Origin of the sequence: Cedecea colo (assembly GCF_011808225.1) — a bacterium.
Lineage (GTDB): Bacteria > Pseudomonadota > Gammaproteobacteria > Enterobacterales > Enterobacteriaceae > Dryocola > Dryocola colo.
The window spans coordinates 53,273-71,396 of sequence record NZ_SOYS01000010.1 but is presented as its reverse complement, the minus strand read 5'-3'; the positions used below and the strand labels follow the sequence as shown (position 1 = coordinate 71,396).

Sequence of the window (18,124 nt, the reverse complement as noted above, 5' to 3'; positions counted from 1 at the left end):
GAAATCATGGCGAGCTTAATCGACGTCCGTAACGCACTGGCGCTGCAGGGCCGCCTGGATGCAGCACAGATAAGCCAACGGCTTGCCGTCCCGCTTCCGCTGGTAAACGCCATGCTCGGGCGTTTAGAAGCCATGGGTAAAGCGATGCGAATGAAGGAAGACCCAGGCGACTGTCTGACCGGCAGCTGCAAAAGCTGTCCGCAAGGAAAGAAATGTATCCGCGAAGTGTGGACGCTGGCGGGCTAATAACAAAGGCGGTATTTCTCCGCCTGAGACTAGTGACAAAACTCCCGGCGTCACAAAAATAAAGTGTGCCGCCATTTAAAGAACAAGGAAAATCAATCCATTGATTTTCGGCTGGTAACCATAAAGAAGGAAAAACCACGCTTTTCCTTCTTTATCAGCAACCTGAGGCGGAGTTCCTCCGCCTCTCTTTTATCAAAACTTACCCGTAAATGCCTGCCGTAATCTCCACAGAGGCCTTCTTATTCCTCCAGAAGATTTTTCAGCTTCACTAACGCCGAACAAAATTCTTCAGGATGGGAGATAAACGGCGCATGGGCAGCTTTTGGGAAAATAACCGATTCGCTTTGCGGGTAACGCTCATCGAGCAAAGCCGCGATTTTGCGAGGCACCAGGCCGTCAAGATAGCCGTACAGACGCAGCAAAGGCACCCGCAGCGCCGTAAGCTGCTCGCGTAAGTCGGCGGTTTTCAGGATCTCCAGACCACCATTGAGCACCCCAACCTCCGGCATCGGCTGCTCAAGCACCACCGCTTTTAACGCACGGGCGTCCTGACGAGCGGTTTGCGTTCCCAGCGTTTGCAAAGCAAGGAAGCGCTCAACGGTACGCTGAAAATCTTCGCTCAACTGCTGCTGAAAACCAGCCAGCACTTCAGGTTTAATTCCCGGCCAGTCTCCCTGAGCGGTGAAACAGGGTGATGAGGCGACGGTTACTAACGCGCGTACGCGTTCAGGATGGGTCAGTGCAATCTGGCTTGCCACCAGCCCGCCTAAACTCCAGCCAAGAAAGACAGCCTGCTCCGGCGCCTGTGCCAGCACGATTTCGGCCATCTCCGGCAACGTCAAGGCGCCAAAACTTTGGCTGCGGCCATAGCCTGGCAGGTCGACCAGGTGTAAACGAAAATGCGAGCTTAATTCCGCGCTGATGCAATGCCATACTTCGGCGTTCAGCCCCCATCCGTGCAGCAGCACAAGACTGATTTTTCCCTCACCTTTTGTCTGCCACCAAAGTTCGCTCATCGGTTACTGTCTCGTTTTCAAATGTATGGAGCGAATATGCTAACAATCCCGGGGCTGTGTTGGCTATGCCGTCTGCCGCTTGCCTGTCCGGCATGGGGCATCTGTTCACGCTGTAGCGCGGCCTTGTCCAGCCCGTCCTGCTGTGAACGCTGCGGGCTACCCGCCGCGCGAGGCGTGACGCAGTGTGGCCGCTGCCTGCAAAATCCACCGCCGTGGGATAAGCTGATTTTTGTCACCGATTATCAACCGCCGCTTAATTCCCTCATTCACCGGCTGAAATTTACTGCCACCACTGCCCTCGCTCCGGCGCTGGCGCGGCTGATACTGCTAAAAGTTATTGCTGCGATACGCGCTGGTTCTGTCCCAAAACCCGAGGCGATCGTCAGCGTACCCTTACATTCCCGTCGCGCCTGGCGCAGAGGCTTTAACCAGTCCGCCCTGCTCGCGGCCCCGCTGGCGCGCTGGCTGCAATGCGCTTATCAGCATGCGTCAGTCAGGCGCATCCGCGCCACGGCAACGCAGCACAAGCTAAGCGCGAGGCGACGTCGCGGCAATCTCAAAGGGGCATTCAGGATTGAATTCCCGGTGGCGGGTCGCCATATAGTTATTGTGGATGATGTCGTCACGACGGGCAGTACCGTGGCGGAAATTGCGCGGCTGCTAAAAAAGCAGGGCGCGGCGACTATCCAGGTATGGTGCCTGTGTCGAACCTTGTAGACCCTCGATGATGGGCGTATTATAACCGACTAAAATAGTCAACTATTGAGCAATCGTTATGATCCGTATTTCCGATACTGCACAATCTCACTTTGCCAAACTGCTGGCAGGTCAGGAAGAAGGGACGCAAATCCGCGTCTTCGTTATCAATCCTGGTACTCCTAATGCGGAGTGCGGCGTCTCCTATTGTCCGCCGGATGCGGTTGAAGCAAGTGACACGGCGTTAAAATTCGAGCAGCTGACCGCTTATGTCGATGAACTGAGCGCGCCATACCTTGAAGACGCAGAAATTGATTTTGTTACCGACCAGCTCGGTTCTCAGCTAACGCTGAAAGCCCCTAACGCCAAAATGCGTAAGGTTGCCGACGATGCCCCGCTGATGGAGCGCGTGGAATACATGCTGCAGGCAACCGTTAACCCGCAGCTGGCAGGCCACGGCGGCCGCGTTACGCTGATGGAAATTACCGATGACGGACTGGCTATTCTGCAGTTCGGCGGCGGTTGTAACGGCTGTTCAATGGTCGATGTGACCCTGAAAGAAGGTATTGAGAAACAGCTGCTGGCTGAGTTCCCGGAGCTGAAAGGCGTTCGCGATCTGACCGAACACCAGCGCGGCGAGCACTCTTACTACTAATTCGCATTCCCCCCGCCAGGCGGGGGGAAGCTTTTTTAGCGTTTCTTACGCCGCTTATCCAAATCCTTCAGCAGCTTATTCACGCTCTCGTCGGCAAACATATCCTCAAGCGAAGTGGATAGCTTGCGACGCCAGTTTTTATACTGGTAGCTGGTACCCGGAATATTCACCGGCTCCGCCATGCCCAGCCAGTCTTCCGGTTGCAGGCCCAGCAGCGCGCTGTTGCTGTCGGCGATATAACGCTGCATACCGCGGTTAAGCGTGGCCGTCATCGCCATCAGTGAGGCTTTGTGCCCTGCCCGTTTTGGCAAACAGCCATATTCATGCAAACCATCCAGCAGGCCCTGTTTGGCGCGTTCGCGATCCAGATACAGCCCGGTCAGTACCTTTTCGTCAGGATACAGCCCCAGCGTTTTACCCAGCGTTAAATCACCGCTTTCCCAGTAGCCGCGTAACGTAGGCAGATCGTGAGTGGTAGCCACGGCCATCGACTGCTTCGGCCACGCTTTGGGCGCGCGGAACTGCTTTTCGTTGTCGTGTTCGAAATAGAGCACTTTGTAGGAATAAACGCCGCTGTCGCGCAGCCTGGCTACGATTTCAACCGGCACCGTACCCAGATCTTCACCGATCACCATGCAATTATGACGCTTGCTTTCCAGCGCCAGGATCGACAGCAGATCGTCCACCGGATAATGCACATACGCGCCTTTATCCGCCGTTTCACCGTATGGGATCCACCACAGACGCAGCATCGACATAACATGGTCGATACGCAGCGCGCCGCAGTTAGTCATATTGGCGCGTAACATCTCAATGTAAGGCTCATAGGCCCGCGCGGTAATAACGTGCGGATCCATTGGCGGCAGGCCCCAGTTCTGGCCGAGAGGACCAAGAATATCCGGCGGCGCGCCAACCGACGCTTTCAGGCAGTACAGTTCACGATCGCACCAGGTTTCCGACCCGCCTTCCGCCACGCCAACCGCCAAATCGCGGTACAGGCCGATAGGCATTTTGAAGCCCCGACAGGTTTGCCAGCACGCTTCAAACTGGGTGTGGGCCAGGTACTGTAGCCACAGGAAGAAGTTAACTTCGTCGCTGTACTTGCTGCAGAAAGCTTTTACTTCCGGAGTATGCGCGTCGCGGAAACCTTCCGGCCATACCGGCCAGCCCCAGCGCATTTCATCTTCTTTAACCTGATAAGCGTGCAGCGCATCAAAGGCCGCCTGGAAATAGAGGCTATCGCCGCCGTTTGCCACAAACGTCTGGAACGCCTGAACCTGCTCATCGCGCGCGGTACGTTTTGAGAACTGTTTCCACGCCATGCGTAGCGCCGCCATTTTCAGCGCGGTGACGGTGGCATAATCGACCCACCGGGCATCACGCACGGCTTTCAGCGACTGCTGCGTGGCCGGCATCTTCCACCATGTCTGGGCTTCATCGCTTAAGAGAAAATCATCTACGGCATTAACGTCGATATAGATAACGTTCAGCCAGCGGCGCGAAGAGGGACTGTACGGGCTTGCGCTCTCCGGGTTTGCCGGATAGAGCGCATGGATCGGGTTCAGGCCGATAAACGAACCGCCGCGCTTCGCAACGTCCACCAGCATACGCTGTAAATCGCCAAAGTCGCCGATGCCCCAGTTATGCGCGGAACGCAAAGTGTAAAGCTGCACGCAGGCACCCCACAGCTTCTTGTCCTGCAACAGCGCATCGGGCTCATAGCAGCGCTTCGGCGCGACAATCACGCGGCACTGCCAGGAGCGTTCGTTCTGGCTGACGGTAAGTTCGTGGTAGCCTTCCGGCAGTCGGGCGGGCAATGCCAGCTTGCTTCCTGCCAGTGCGTGTCCGCGATGCGTTTTACCTGCCTCCGTTGCCAGCTGCCACGTAAATTCACCGTGACCCTCCAGCGGCAGCGCCATCTTCGTTCCGGCGGTAAATACCTGCACGTTTGGCACGGGAGTGACCGCCACCTTTTGAGGAGTAGCGGTGCGGCTCATGGCTTCCAGCAAGCGCAGCTTGGTATCCGCCGGAATGGCCTGCGGCAAACCGTGCGCGTTAATGTAATTAGCTGCAATTCCTGCCGCCAGCGCGGCGTTATCAAGGCGTTTGCTTTCCATGTCCTTCCCTTAGCGTTTAGCCTGCCAGATGCGTTGCTGATAATCACGAATCGAGCGATCCGAGCTGAACATGCCGCAGCGCGCGGTGTTCAGAATAGCAGCGCGAGTCCAGGCTTCCTGGTCGAGGTACAGCGCATCAGCCTGCTTTTGTGCAGCAGCGTAAGCCGTGAAGTCAGCCATTACTAAATACGGGTCGCCGCCTTGTTTACCGATGCTATGCAGCATCTGATCGAAGGCGTGTTTATCGCCATCGGTGTAAACGCCTTTCTCCAGCTCCTTCAGTACCGCATCAAGCGCTTTATCTTTCTTACGCCATTTCACCGGGTCGTAGCCTTTGGCTTTCAGGGCTTTCACTTCTTCCACGGTATGTCCAAAGATAAAGATGTTCTCGTCACCCACTTTCTCGGCGATTTCGACGTTTGCGCCGTCCAGCGTGCCCACGGTCAGCGCGCCGTTCAGAGCCAGCTTCATGTTGCCGGTGCCGGAGGCTTCTTTGCCCGCGGTGGAGATTTGCTCGGAGATATCCGCCGCAGGGATCATGATTTCCGCTGCGGAAACGCAGTAATCCGGCAGGAATACGACTTTCAACTGGTCGCCAACGACCGGATCGTTATTAATCGCCTGCGCTACTTTGTTGATGGCAAAAATAATGTTTTTCGCCAGGTAATAACCCGGCGCCGCCTTCGCACCAAACAGATACACACGCGGCACGCGGTCGGCCTCAGGGTTTTCGCGGATCTCTTTATATTGCGCCAGGATATGCAGCAGATTCAGATGCTGACGTTTATATTCATGCAGGCGTTTTATCTGCACGTCGAACAGCGCATCAGGGCTGATAATGATGCCGGTACGCGCTTTCACAAACGCCGCCAGCTTCACTTTATTCTGGTACTTGATATCACGATATTCTTGACGGAATTTCGCGTCGTCAGCGTATTTTTCCAGCCCTTCCAGCACGTCCAGATCGTTGGCCCACTCTTTCTTTAACTTCTTATCGATGAGGGCGGAAAGCGCCGGGTTACACTGCTTGATCCAGCGGCGCGGCGTGATGCCGTTGGTAACGTTATGGAATTTGTTCGGCCATAGCTGGTGGTATTCCGGGAACAGATCTTTTACCACCAGATCGGAGTGCAGCGCAGCAACGCCGTTTACCGCAAAACCGCTCACCACGCACATGTTTGCCATGCGCACCTGTTTGTCGTACACCACCGCCAGTTTTGCCCATACCGCTTCGTCACCCGGCCAGGTTTTATCGACCAGCTTTTTAAAGCGAGCGTTAATCTCGTTGATGATTTGCATATGGCGCGGCAGCAGCGCTTTCACCAGTTTTTCGTCCCAGCACTCCAGCGCTTCCGGCATCAGGGTGTGGTTGGTGTAGGCGAAGGTTTTGCTGGTGATGGCCCAGGCGTCGTCCCAGCTTAGCTGGTGCTCATCAATCAGCACGCGCAGTAATTCAGGAATGGCGATAGTCGGGTGAGTGTCGTTAAGCTGAATCACTTCGTAATCAGCAAGCTCGGCAAGTTTGCGGCCCGCCAGGTGATGACGTCGTAAAATATCCGCCACCGAACAGGCGCACTGGAAGTACTGCTGCATCAGGCGCAGCTTTTTGCCGTTTAAGTGGTTATCGTTCGGGTAGAGAACTTTGGTCAGTTTTTCCGCGTCGATTCCCTGTTGTTCTGCTTTCAGGAAATCGCCATCGTTAAATTTGGTGAGGTCGAACGGATGAGCATGTTTCGCCTGCCACAGGCGCAGCGGCTGGGCGACGCCGTTACGGTAGCCAAGCACCGGCAGATCCCACGCTTCGCCCTGGAAGATAAACGCCGGTTCCCAGCGGCTATTCTTGCCTTCTTTGATAACCTTGCCGCCCACGCCAACCTGCACATCAAGCGCGGCGTTATGCTGGAACCACGGGTAGCTACCGCGCTGCCAGTCGTCCGGCGCTTCCATCTGCTGGCCGTCTTTGAAGGACTGGCGGAACAGACCGTACTGATAATTCAGGCCATAGCCAATCGCCGACTGGCCCACTGTCGCCATAGAATCCAGGAAGCACGCCGCCAGACGTCCCAGGCCGCCGTTGCCCAGCGCCGGGTCAGTCTCTTCTTCAAGCAGATCGGTCAGGTTGATATCAAACGCTTGCAGCTCATTCGCCACGTCCTGATACCAGCCGAGGTTCAGCAGGTTGTTGCCGGTCAGGCGGCCAATCAGAAACTCCATCGAGATGTAGTTAACGTGGCGCTGCTTCGCTTTTGGTCTGGCGACCGGCTGCGCTGCCAACAGTTCCGCCAGCGCGCCGCTTACGGCATGCCACCACTGGTGCTGGGTCATTTCGCTGGCGGCCTGGAGGCCATAACGCTGCCACTGACGGGTCAGCGCAGCCTGAAATTGTTCTTTTTTGAAGCTCGGCTGTGACATTGGGAATCGATCCTTTGATGTGCTAAATGCATTGCCCGTTAGTGTGCCGGGCGGCTTGGGCTTATTCCTCATCCTGTGGGGGAAAAGGCCAGGATGAGCGTTGGGGATGAGCTAAAAGTGTGATCGTGGCCACTTAACTTTCGGCCAGCAGAGGCAAAATCTCACCAGAATTTGGACAATATAGAAGCCGTTACGTTCGCATTTACCCGCCGTCTGTAACCGTTTTCTTTTCAGGCCAGGCGCGGAAAACGAGCAATTAAACTTCATGAAAAATGTATGATTAATTAGAAACCCATGCGATAAAACTATGGAACTGTGACAAGGTGCAACTTAACACCCTCGGAAAGTTCAACAATCTTGCAATAAGATCGAATCTGGCCGACCTTAACAGTAAGCATTAATTACGAAGCGTAAAAAAATTCATTTCTGTATAAAATTTATACACACAGTGAAGTGACACTATGTTGATCCCATCCAAATTGAGTCGCCCGGTGCGTCTGGAAAATACCGTGGTTCGCGACCGCCTGTTGATGAAGTTGTCAACCGCCGCAAATTATCGTCTGGCGTTGATAACCAGTCCCGCAGGCTATGGCAAAACCACACTGGTCTCCCAGTGGGCAGCAGGGAAAAATGAGTTAGGCTGGTATTCCCTTGATGAGGGCGATAACCAACAAGAACGCTTTGCCAGTTATCTGGTTACCGCCATTCAACAGGCAACCGGCGGCCATTGTGTCAGCAGTGAAGTAATGGCGCAAAAGCGCCAGTATGCGAGCCTCTCATCGCTGTTTGCGCAGCTGTTTATTGAGCTGGCGGAATGGCATCGCCCGCTATTCCTCGTGATTGATGATTACCACTTGATCAATAACCCGGTTATTCACGAAGCGATGCGCTTTTTTATTCGCCATCAGCCAGAAAACCTGACGCTGGTGGTGTTATCGCGCAACCTGCCGCAGCTTGGTATTGCCAACCTGCGCGTGCGCGATCAGCTTCTGGAAATTGGCAGCCAGCAGCTTGCCTTTACCCACCAGGAAGCGAAACAGTTCTTTGACTGCCGTCTGAACACGCCGATTGAGCCAGCCGACAGTAGCCGCCTGTGTGACGACGTCGCCGGCTGGGCTACCGCATTGCAGCTCATCGCGCTTTCCGCACGTCAAAATAACTCCTCGGCGCATCACTCCGCACGGCGCCTTTCCGGTATCAACGCCAGCCACCTTTCTGACTATCTGGTGGATGAAGTGCTCGATAACGTGGATGCGGATACGCGTAACTTCCTGCTGCGCAGCTCAATTCTGCGCTCGATGAACGATGCCCTGATTGTCCGCATCACCGGTGAAGAAAACGGCCAGATGCGCCTGGAAGAGACCGAGCGTCAGGGGCTTTTCATGCAGCGCATGGACGACTCCGGCGAATGGTTCTGTTTCCATCCGCTGTTTGGCAGCTTCCTGCGCCAGCGCTGTCAGTGGGAGCTTGCCGCTGAACTGCCGGATATCCACCGTGCCGCCGCCGAAAGCTGGATGGCGCAGGGTTTCCCGAGCGAAGCCATTCATCACGCGTTAGCCGCGGGCGACGCCAGCATGCTGCGCGATATTCTGCTGCATCATGCCTGGGCGCTGTTTAACCACAGCGAGCTGACCCTGCTGGAAGAGTCGCTGAAAGCGCTGCCGTGGGAAAGCCTGCTGGAGAATCCGAAGCTGGTGCTATTGCAGGCCTGGCTGATGCAAAGCCAGCACCGCTACAGTGAAGTTAACCTGCTGCTGGCGCGGGCCGAGCAGGAAATGAATCTGGAAATGGACGATACGCTGCACGGCGAATTCAACGCCCTGCGCGCTCAGGTCGCCATTAATGACGGCGATCCGGTCGAGGCTGAAAGGCTGGCGATGATCGCGCTCGATATGCTGCCGCTGGCAAACTACTACAGCCGAATCGTTGCCACCTCCGTCCACGGCGAAGTGCTGCACTGCAAAGGCGATCTGACGAAATCCCTGTCGGTGATGCAGCAAACCGAGCAGATGTCGCGCCGCCACGACGTGTGGCATTACGCGCTGTGGAGCCTTATCCAGCAAAGCGAAATTCTGCTGGCCCAGGGCTTCCTGCAGGCCGCATGGGAGATGCAGGAAAAAGCCTTCGTCCTGATTCGCGAGCAGCATCTTGAACAGTTGCCGCTGCACGAATTCCTGTTACGTATTCGCGCGCAGCTGCTGTGGGCCTGGTCACGTCTGGATGAAGCCGAGGCTTCGGCTCGTTACGGCGTGGAGGTGCTTTCCGGCTACCAGCCGCAGCAGCAGCTGCAATGCCTGGCGCTGCTGGTGCAGTGCTCGCTGGCACGCGGCGATCTGGATAACGCCCGTAGCCACCTGAATCGCCTGGAGAACCTGCTCGGTAACGGGCCTTATCACAGCGACTGGGTGTCAAACGCCGATAAAGTACGGGTTATTTACTGGCAAATGACCGACGATAAAAAGTCTGCCGCCAACTGGTTACGCCAGACGCCAAAACCGGAATTTGCCAATAATCACTTCCTGCAAAGCCAGTGGCGCAATATTGCCCGCGTACAGATCCTGCTGGGCGAGTTCGATCCGGCGGAAATGGTGCTGGAAGAATTAAATGAAAACGCGCGTAGCCTGCGCCTGATGAGCGATCTCAACCGCAACCTGCTGCTGTTAAACCAGCTCTACTGGCAGTCCGGTCGTAAAAGCGATGCGCAACGCGTGCTGCTTGAAGCGCTGGCGCTGGCCAACCGTACCGGGTTTATCAGCCACTTTGTGATTGAGGGCGAAGCCATGGCGCAGCAGCTGCGCCAGCTAATCCAGCTCAATACGCTGCCGGAGCTGGATCAGCATCGCGCCCAGCGTATTCTGCGTGAGATTAACCAGCACCACCGCCACAAGTTCGCGCACTTCGATGAGAACTTTGTTAATCGTCTGCTAACCCATCCGGAAGTGCCGGAGCTGATCCGCACCAGCCCGCTAACCCAGCGTGAATGGCAGGTGCTGGGGCTGATTTATTCAGGTTACAGCAACGAGCAAATCGCGGGCGAGCTGGACGTGGCGGCAACCACTATCAAAACGCATATTCGTAATCTGTATCAGAAGCTGGGCGTGGCGCACCGTCAGGACGCCGTGCAGCATGCGCAGAAGCTACTGAAGATGATGGGATACGGGGTTTAAACAATGTCGGATGGCGCAGGCTTATCCGACCTACAAATTCCGTGCCTTTGATTGTGTAGGGTGGAGGAGCGTAAGCGCCATCCACCGCTTGTTTACGATGCCAACGACAACGTCGGTTTACCGTTCCGCTTTACCAGCCACTGCGCCACCCGCGCCTGCTGCTCTTCCGTCAGCCACATGCCTAACTTGGTACGACGCCAGATGGCGTCATCGACACGCTTAACCCATTCGTGCTCGACCAGATAACGCAGTTCGGCTTCGTAAAACTCATATCCGAAGTTCTCGCCTAAATCTTCAAGGGATGTCGCCTCCTGAAGAATCAGGTCGCTGTTACTGCCGTAGGTGCGGGCAAAGCGACGGGCCAGGCTTTCGCTCAGGAAGGTATAGCGACGGCGCAGCTGGGCCGCAAAATCATCGCGGTCGCCGGTGATATCTCCCCCTGGCAATTTACTGCCTTTAGTCCAGGCCGGGCCGATTTTCGGATAATAAGCCTGCAGTTTGTCCAGCGCGTGCTCCGCAAGTTTGCGATAGGTTGTCAGCTTGCCGCCAAAAACGGACAGCAGCGGCGCTTTACCGTTTTCGTCGTGAATATCAAGCGTGTAATCACGGGTAATGGCCTGCGGTGAATCGGATTCATCATCACACAGCGGACGCACGCCGGAATAAGTCCACACCACATCTTCACGCGAAAGCGTCTTTTTAAAATGCTCGTTGTAGACATCCAGCAGATATTTTACTTCGCTCTCGTCGATGTGAACCGCTTTCGGATCGCCTTTGTACTCGACGTCGGTGGTGCCGATAATCGAAAACTCGTCCATCCACGGAATGACAAACACGATGCGCTTATCTTCGTTTTGCAGAATATAAGCCTGCTTCTGGTTGTGCACGCGCGGCACAACGATATGGCTGCCTTTGATCAGGCGGATACCGTACGGCGACGGAAGCTGCAAACCATCATCGAAGAAATCTTTCACCCACGGGCCGGTAGCGTTTACCAGGCCGCGCGCGCGCCAGCTATGGGTTTCACCGGTATCGATATCCTGCGCCTCAACAACCCAGAGTCCGTTTTCGCGACGGGCGCTGGTTGCGCGGGTACGGGTTTTTACCTCGCCACCTTTACGCGTAACCATCTGCGCGTTCGCCAGCACCAGACGCGCATCGTCTACCCAGCAGTCGGAATATTCGAAACCGCGCACGATTTCTGGCTTAAGGACCGAATCTGCGCCAAAACGCAAACCGGCTGACGCAGGCAGGCTGGTGCGTTTACCAAGGTGGTCGTACATAAACAGACCGATGCGGATCATCCAGGCCGGGCGTAAATGCGGGCGATGAGGCAGACGGAAGCGCATCGGGAAGGCGATGTGCGGGGCCATATTCAACAGCACTTCACGTTCGGCCAGCGCCTCGCTCACTAGGCGGAATTCGTAATGTTCCAGATAGCGCAGGCCGCCGTGGATCAGTTTTGAACTGGCGGAGGACGTTGCGCAGGCCAGGTCTTGCCCCTCCAGCATTAGCACAGACAGGCCGCGGCCTGCCGCGTCTGCCGCGATACCGGCGCCGTTAATGCCGCCGCCAATGACAATCAGATCTTTGGTTTCCATGCTGCCCTCACACACTTTCGTTAAAGCTCATAAATGTTCGTTATCGCTCATAATAGCAAGCGACCGGCGTTTTGCTAACGAAAAAAAAACATTTCTGCGTGATATGGATAACATAATGGCGTTAATATCAGCGGCCGGACGCAGGTTTCGCTTAGTATGACGGCGAGTCTGCCCCTTTCCTTTATATGTACATGAGCAAGCTATGGATCAATTTGAATGTATTGGTGTGGAAGAAGCGCACCAGAAGCTGCACCAGAAACTGGCGGTATTAGTGGATATCCGCGATCCGCAGAGCTTTGCGATGGGCCACACGCCGGGCGCTTTTCATCTGACGAATGACCGCCTGGTCGCTTTTATGCAGCAGACCGATTTCGATACGCCGGTCATGGTGATGTGCTATCACGGCAACAGCAGCAAAGGCGCGGCCCAGTACCTGCTGCAACAGGGCTATGACAACGTTTACAGCGTAGATGGCGGCTTTGATGCCTGGCATCGTCATTTCCCGGCGGAAGTCGATCGCGGCGCTGCATAAGGTGCAGGTATACTGCTTCCTTTTGTAAGGATTTGATTAAAACCCTATGATCATGATCACCTCGTTTGCCAATCCGCGAGTTGCGCAGGCGTTTGTCGACTATATGGCGACGCAGGGCGTCGTCCTCACTATCCAACAGCACCAGCTGAGCGATATCTGGCTTGCAGATGATGGCCAGGAATCCAGAGTGCGCCACGAGCTGGAACAGTTTCTCGCCAATCCCGGCGACGCACGATATCTGGCGGCAAGCTGGGCTGCAGGTAATACCGATAGCGGCCTGCGCTACCAGCGTTATCCCTTCCTTGCGACAATCCAGCAAAAGGCCGGGCCGTTTACGCTTGCGGTAATTGCCGCTTGCGTGCTGGTCTGGCTGACTATGCAGGTTCTGGGCGATCGCACCGTGATGGTATGGCTGGCCTGGCCTTATGATGACAGCCTGCGCTACGAATTCTGGCGCTATTTCAGCCATGCCTTTATGCATTTTTCGCTGCTGCATATCACTTTCAACCTGCTATGGTGGTGGTATCTCGGCGGCCCGCTGGAGAAGCGGCTTGGCAGCGGAAAACTCATCACCCTGACGATTATCTCGGCGCTGCTCAGCGGCTACGTACAGGCAAAATTCAGCGGCCCGTTGTTCGGTGGATTATCCGGAACGGTTTATGCGCTGATGGGCTATATGTGGCTCAGGGGCGAGCGCGATCCTGAAAGCGGGATCTATATGCAGCGCGGCCTGATGGCCTTTGCGGTGCTGTGGATAGTGCTGGGCTACTTCAATATTTTAGGATTGTCGATCGCTAACGCCGCACACGTTACCGGTCTGCTGGTGGGTCTCGCGATGGCGCTGGTCGATACTCTGCATGCGCGAAAACGAACATAAGAATCTGGAGTAGAGCATGAAGCAAACGCAACGACACGACGCGATTGTCGAGCTGGTTAAAAAGCAGGGGTATGTCAGCACTGAAGAGCTGGTGGAGCAATTTTCGGTCAGCCCGCAGACCATTCGCCGCGATCTGAACGATCTTGCCGATCGGAACATGATTATGCGTCACCACGGCGGCGCGGCGCTGCCGTCCAGCTCGGTGAATACCCCGTGGCACGATCGCAAGGAGACCCAGACGGCAGAGAAAGAGCGTATTGCGCGTAAAGTTGTCAGCCAAATCCCGGACGGCGCCACGCTGTTTATCGATATTGGCACCACGCCGGAAGCCGTCGCCCATGCGCTTTTAGACCACAGTAATTTACGCGTGGTCACCAACAATCTGAACGTCGCTAACACGCTGAAGGTAAAAGAAGACTTTCGTATCATTCTGGCGGGCGGCGAACTGCGCAGCCGCGACGGCGGAATTATCGGTGAAGCAACGCTCGACTTTATCTCTCAGTTCCGCCTGGATTTCGGCATTCTGGGAATAAGCGGCATCGACGGTGACGGTTCCCTGCTGGAATTTGACTATCACGAGGTGCGTACCAAGCGCGCAATCATTGATAACTCCCGCTGCGTGATGCTGGTCGTCGATCACTCTAAATTTGGCCGCAACGCGATGGTTAATCTGGGCAGTATTAGCCTGGTCGATCAGGTTTACACCGACGTAATGCCGCCTGCGGGCGTGATGCAGGTGATTACGGATAATAACGTGCTGCTGGAACTGTGCTGATTCAGACCCTCTCCCTGGCGGGGAGAGGGGAAGGTTCAACCAGGTTCCCTCTCCCCGTCAGGGAGAGGGTTAAGCCGTAAAACCTACAGCCGCACCGGTTTAATATGCCAAATCTCGTCGGCGTATTCCTGAATCGTCCTGTCGGATGAGAAGTACCCCATATTGGCGATATTGTGCATCGTGCGGATCGTCCACTCTTCCGGCTGGCAGTACAGCTCGTCCACCTTATCCTGGCAATCCACGTAGCTGCGATAATCCGCCAGCACCTGATAATGGTCGCCAAAGTTAATCAGTGAATCCAGCAGGTCCCGGTAGCGGGTTGGCTCACCCGGACTGAACGTGCCGGTTCCGATTTGCGTCAGCACCTGGTGCAGCTCTTCATCTTTCTCGTAATATTCGCGCGGCTTATAGCCGTTGCGCCGCAGCGCTTCAACCTCTTCCGCCGTATTACCAAAGATGAAAATATTATCCGCCCCTACGTGCTCCAGCATTTCGACATTTGCGCCGTCGAGCGTGCCGATGGTCAGCGCACCGTTCAGGCCAAACTTCATGTTACTGGTGCCGGAAGCTTCTGTTCCGGCAAGAGAAATTTGCTCGGAGAGATCCGCCGCCGGAATAATGATCTGCGCAAGGCTCACGCTGTAATTCGGGATAAATACCACCTTCAGCAGATCTTTCACCACCGGGTCGTTGTTAATGACTGCCGCCACATCGTTAATAAGGTGGATGATGTGTTTCGCCATGTAATACGCCGATGCGGCTTTACCGGCGAAGATATTCACGCGCGGCACCCACCCGGCCGTTGGGTCCGCCTTGATGCGGTTATAACGCGTGATGACATGCAGCACGTTCATTAGCTGGCGTTTATATTCATGGATGCGTTTGATCTGCACGTCGAACAGCGCGTTCGGGTTCACCACCACGTTGAGCTGCTGGCCGATATATTCCGCCAGCCTTTTCTTATTGGCGAGCTTCGCTTTACGCACGGCCTGATGCACCGTCGGGTAATCAATGTGCTGCTTCAAATCGTTAAGCTGGCTAAGATCGGTGCGCCAGGTGCGGCCGATATTTTCGTCCAGCACGTCTGAAAGCGGCGGATTCGCCAGCGCCAGCCAACGTCTTGGCGTCACACCGTTGGTTTTGTTACAGAAACGCATCGGGAAGATGGTAGCGAAATCCGCAAACAGCGATTGCACCATCAGATTTGAATGCAGTTCAGAAACGCCGTTCACCTTGTGGCTCACCACCACCGCAAGCCAGGCCATGCGCACGCGGCGTCCGTTTGATTCGTCGATAATTGAAGTGCGTCCCAGCAGGCCCGTATCGCTGGGATACTGCTCCTGAAGCGTTTTCAGAAAGTAGTCGTTAATTTCGAAAATGATTTGCAGATGGCGCGGCAGAATTTTACCGAGCATATCTACCGGCCAGGTTTCCAGCGCTTCGCTCATCAACGTGTGGTTGGTGTACGAGAACACCTGGCAGGTTACCTCAAATGCCCCTTCCCAACTGAATTTATGCTCGTCCATTAACAAACGCATCAGTTCAGGGATAGACAGCACCGGATGGGTGTCATTGAGGTGAATCGCGACTTTATCCGCCAGATTGGCGTAGGTTTTGTGTAGCTGATAGTGACTGTTGAGAATGTCCTGCACCGTCGCCGAGACCAGAAAATATTCCTGGCGCAGACGTAACTCGCGGCCGGAATAGGTAGAGTCATCCGGATAAAGCACGCGCGATACATTTTCTGAATGATTCTTATCTTCTACCGCGGCGAAGTAGTCGCCCTGGTTGAATTTACCGAGGTTGATTTCGTTACTTGCCTGCGCATTCCACAGGCGCAGCGTGTTGGTCGCGTCGGTATCGTAACCGGGGATAATCTGGTCATAGGCAACCGCAAGGATCTCTTCGGTTTCCACCCAGCGGGTTTTCTTGCCCTCCAGCTGAACGCGCCCGCCGAAACGCACTTTATAACGTGTGTTGTGACGTCTGAATTCCCACGGATGGCCGTATTCCAGCCAGTAATCAGGAGATTCTTTCTGACGGCCATCAACGATGTTTTGCTTAAACATGCCGTAGTCGTAGCGGATACCGTAGCCGCGCCCCGGTAAACCGAGCGTTGCCAGTGAATCAAGAAAGCAGGCGGCAAGGCGGCCAAGGCCGCCGTTACCAAGGCCGGGGTCGTTCTCCTCGTCAATCAGCTCTTCAAGATCGAGCCCCATCTCTTCAAGGGCGTTTTGCACATCCTCATAAATGCCCAGCGAAAGCAGAGCATTAGAAAGCGTACGGCCAATCAGAAATTCCATTGACAGGTAGTAAACCTGGCGAACCTCTTGCGAAAGTTGAGCGCGATTAGAACGCAGCCAGCGTTCGACCAGACGGTCACGCACGGCAAACAACGTGGCGTTAAGCCACTCGTGTTTGTTGGCGATGGCAGGGTCTTTCCCCACCGTAAACATCAGCTTATAGGCAATCGAGTGTTTCAACGCCTCGATGCTAAGCGTGGGTGATGCATAGGAAAAGGGTGCGTTCATATGGGTGATTCCTGGATGATTACATCAAGCGTTGATAAAGGTCGCGGTAAGATTGTGCCGCCACCTGCCAGCTAAAATCCATACCCATGGCCTGACGCTGGACAAATCGCCACAGCGACGGGCGGGACCACAACACGAAGGCACGCCGAATCGCTCTTAACAGCGACCAGGCATTGCTGTCTTCAAAGACGAACCCGCTGGCGATACCGTCCGCCAGGTTTTCCAGCGAACTGTCTGAAACGGTATCCGCAAGCCCACCTGTCCGCCGCACCAGCGGTAAGGTGCCGTACTTCAAACCGTACAATTGCGTTAAGCCACAAGGCTCAAACCGGCTGGGCACCAGAATCACGTCCGCCCCGCCCATAATGCGATGAGAAAAGGCTTCGTGATAACCGATCTGTACGCCAACCTGGCCTGGGTGTTCTGCCGCCGCCGCCAGGAAGCCTTCCTGCATAACCGCATCGCCCGCGCCTAACAAGGCCAACTGGCCGCCCTGCTCCAGCAGACCCGGCAGCGCTTCGAGCACCAGATCCAGCCCTTTCTGGCTGGTTAAACGGCTCACCACCGCAAAAAGCGGCGCTTTGTCGTTGACCTTCAGCCCCATCGCAATTTGCAACTGGCGCTTGTTCTCGGCCTTTTCTTCCAGCGTGTCGCGGTTATAGCGCGCGGCAAGCAGCAGGTCGTGGGCCGGGTCCCAGATTTTTTCATCCACGCCGTTCAGTATGCCGGACAGCCGACCTTCACGGTGGCGCTGACGCAGCAGCCCTTCCATGCCGTAGGCAAACTGCGGCTCGGTGATTTCCCGCGCGTAGGTTGGGCTGACCGCCGTTATATGATCGGCATAATAAAGGCCCGCTTTCAAATACGAAATTTGTCCGTTAAATTCCAGCCCGTTCACATCAAAAAACGACCAGGGCAGGCCAATATCATTCATATGATGGGCGTAAAACAGTCCCTGATAGGCCAGGTTATGAACGGTGAACACCGACTTTGCGGGGTTGCCGCGCGCGTGCAAATAGGCTGGCGCAAGGCCCGCATGCCAGTCATGCGCATGCACGATATCCGGATGCCAGAAGGGATCCAGGCCGCAGGCCATCTCGCAGGCAACCCACCCGAGCAGCGCAAAACGCTGCACGTTATCGGGATAGGCGAACTGGTTAGTGTCGTGGTAAGGGCTTCCTGGTCTGTCGTATAAATGAGGAGCGTCGATCAGGTAAATCCCGACGCCGCTGAAATGGCCGTATAACAAAGAGATATGACCCGCAAAGGTATCGCGGTGGGCAACCACCTGCACATCAGCAATACCACGACGGATATCCGGGAAAGCAGGCAGCAAAACGCGTGTCTCCACGCCCCCAGCTATCTGGGCTGCGGGTAGCGCGCCGATAACATCAGCAAGCCCACCAGTTTTTAAGAGTGGGAATATTTCAGAACATACATGTAAGACCTGCATTATCGCTCCCGTATAGCAAGTCGCGGCGCTGTTTTTAGTCAGGTAC

At 55.4% G+C, this 18,124-nt stretch carries 13 protein-coding genes; 7 read left to right on the top strand and 6 right to left on the bottom strand.

The window, feature by feature from the left end; genetic code table 11:
• Nucleotides 1-6: 6 nt before the first annotated feature.
• Nucleotides 7-246 carry a [Fe-S]-dependent transcriptional repressor FeoC gene (gene feoC / locus E2L00_RS18160; RefSeq protein ID WP_167614199.1) on the top strand — a complete coding sequence of 80 codons (240 nt, stop codon included), beginning with the start codon at nucleotides 7-9 and terminating at the stop codon, nucleotides 244-246.
• Between the two features lie 239 nt (nucleotides 247-485).
• On the opposite strand, the gene bioH is transcribed toward feoC, so the two are convergent.
• A complete protein-coding gene (gene bioH, locus E2L00_RS18155; protein WP_167614197.1) occupies nucleotides 486-1,262 on the bottom strand; it encodes a pimeloyl-ACP methyl ester esterase BioH in 777 nt (258 codons plus the stop codon).
• Between the two features lie 36 nt (nucleotides 1,263-1,298).
• Between bioH and gntX the strand changes: the two genes are divergently transcribed.
• Together gntX and nfuA are read left to right on the top strand one after the other, a co-directional pair.
• Nucleotides 1,299-1,979: a DNA utilization protein GntX gene (gntX, locus tag E2L00_RS18150; RefSeq protein WP_167614196.1), complete on the top strand. Its 681-nt coding sequence runs from the start codon at nucleotides 1,299-1,301 to the stop codon at nucleotides 1,977-1,979.
• A gap of 58 nt (nucleotides 1,980-2,037) precedes the next feature.
• Nucleotides 2,038-2,613: a Fe-S biogenesis protein NfuA gene (gene nfuA / locus E2L00_RS18145; protein ID WP_121267488.1), complete on the top strand. Its 576-nt coding sequence runs from the start codon at nucleotides 2,038-2,040 to the stop codon at nucleotides 2,611-2,613.
• 35 nt (nucleotides 2,614-2,648) lie between these two features.
• On the opposite strand, the gene malQ is transcribed toward nfuA, so the two are convergent.
• Both malQ and malP read right to left on the bottom strand, forming a co-directional pair.
• Nucleotides 2,649-4,730, bottom strand: a complete 2,082-nt coding sequence (malQ, locus tag E2L00_RS18140) for a 4-alpha-glucanotransferase (RefSeq protein ID WP_167614195.1) — start codon at nucleotides 4,728-4,730, stop codon at nucleotides 2,649-2,651.
• A 9-nt stretch (nucleotides 4,731-4,739) separates the two neighbouring features.
• Nucleotides 4,740-7,142 (bottom strand): maltodextrin phosphorylase, encoded by a 2,403-nt coding sequence (gene malP, locus E2L00_RS18135; RefSeq protein WP_167614194.1) that lies wholly within the window; start codon nucleotides 7,140-7,142, stop codon nucleotides 4,740-4,742.
• Between the two features lie 461 nt (nucleotides 7,143-7,603).
• Here malP and malT point away from each other — a divergent pair, with 461 nt between their 5' ends.
• The gene (malT, locus tag E2L00_RS18130) at nucleotides 7,604-10,309 is read left to right on the top strand and encodes an HTH-type transcriptional regulator MalT (protein WP_167614193.1); all 2,706 of its coding nucleotides are present in this window, start codon (nucleotides 7,604-7,606) and stop codon (nucleotides 10,307-10,309) included.
• Nucleotides 10,310-10,401: 92 nt separating this feature from the next.
• Here the strand turns inward: malT and glpD are convergent, their stop codons facing one another.
• Nucleotides 10,402-11,910 (bottom strand): glycerol-3-phosphate dehydrogenase, encoded by a 1,509-nt coding sequence (gene glpD / locus E2L00_RS18125; protein ID WP_167614191.1) that lies wholly within the window; start codon nucleotides 11,908-11,910, stop codon nucleotides 10,402-10,404.
• A gap of 202 nt (nucleotides 11,911-12,112) precedes the next feature.
• Between glpD and glpE the strand changes: the two genes are divergently transcribed.
• From glpE to E2L00_RS18110, 3 genes are read left to right on the top strand one after another with little or no spacing between them, the layout of a single operon-like run.
• Complete coding sequence (gene glpE / locus E2L00_RS18120; protein WP_167614189.1) at nucleotides 12,113-12,442, top strand: thiosulfate sulfurtransferase GlpE; 330 nt, start codon at nucleotides 12,113-12,115, stop codon at nucleotides 12,440-12,442.
• A gap of 46 nt (nucleotides 12,443-12,488) precedes the next feature.
• Entirely contained in the window at nucleotides 12,489-13,319 is an 831-nt protein-coding gene (glpG, locus tag E2L00_RS18115; RefSeq protein WP_167614187.1) for a rhomboid family intramembrane serine protease GlpG, read from the top strand.
• 16 nt (nucleotides 13,320-13,335) lie between these two features.
• Complete coding sequence (locus tag E2L00_RS18110) at nucleotides 13,336-14,094, top strand: DeoR/GlpR family transcriptional regulator (protein ID WP_167614185.1); 759 nt, start codon at nucleotides 13,336-13,338, stop codon at nucleotides 14,092-14,094.
• 83 nt (nucleotides 14,095-14,177) lie between these two features.
• Here the strand turns inward: E2L00_RS18110 and glgP are convergent, their stop codons facing one another.
• Nucleotides 14,178-16,625: a glycogen phosphorylase gene (glgP, locus tag E2L00_RS18105; RefSeq protein ID WP_167614183.1), complete on the bottom strand. Its 2,448-nt coding sequence runs from the start codon at nucleotides 16,623-16,625 to the stop codon at nucleotides 14,178-14,180.
• Between the two features lie 19 nt (nucleotides 16,626-16,644).
• On the bottom strand, nucleotides 16,645-18,078 hold the full coding sequence (glgA, locus tag E2L00_RS18100; protein ID WP_167614181.1) for a glycogen synthase GlgA: 1,434 nt from the start codon (nucleotides 18,076-18,078) through the stop codon (nucleotides 16,645-16,647).
• Between the last annotated feature and the right edge of the window lie 46 nt (nucleotides 18,079-18,124).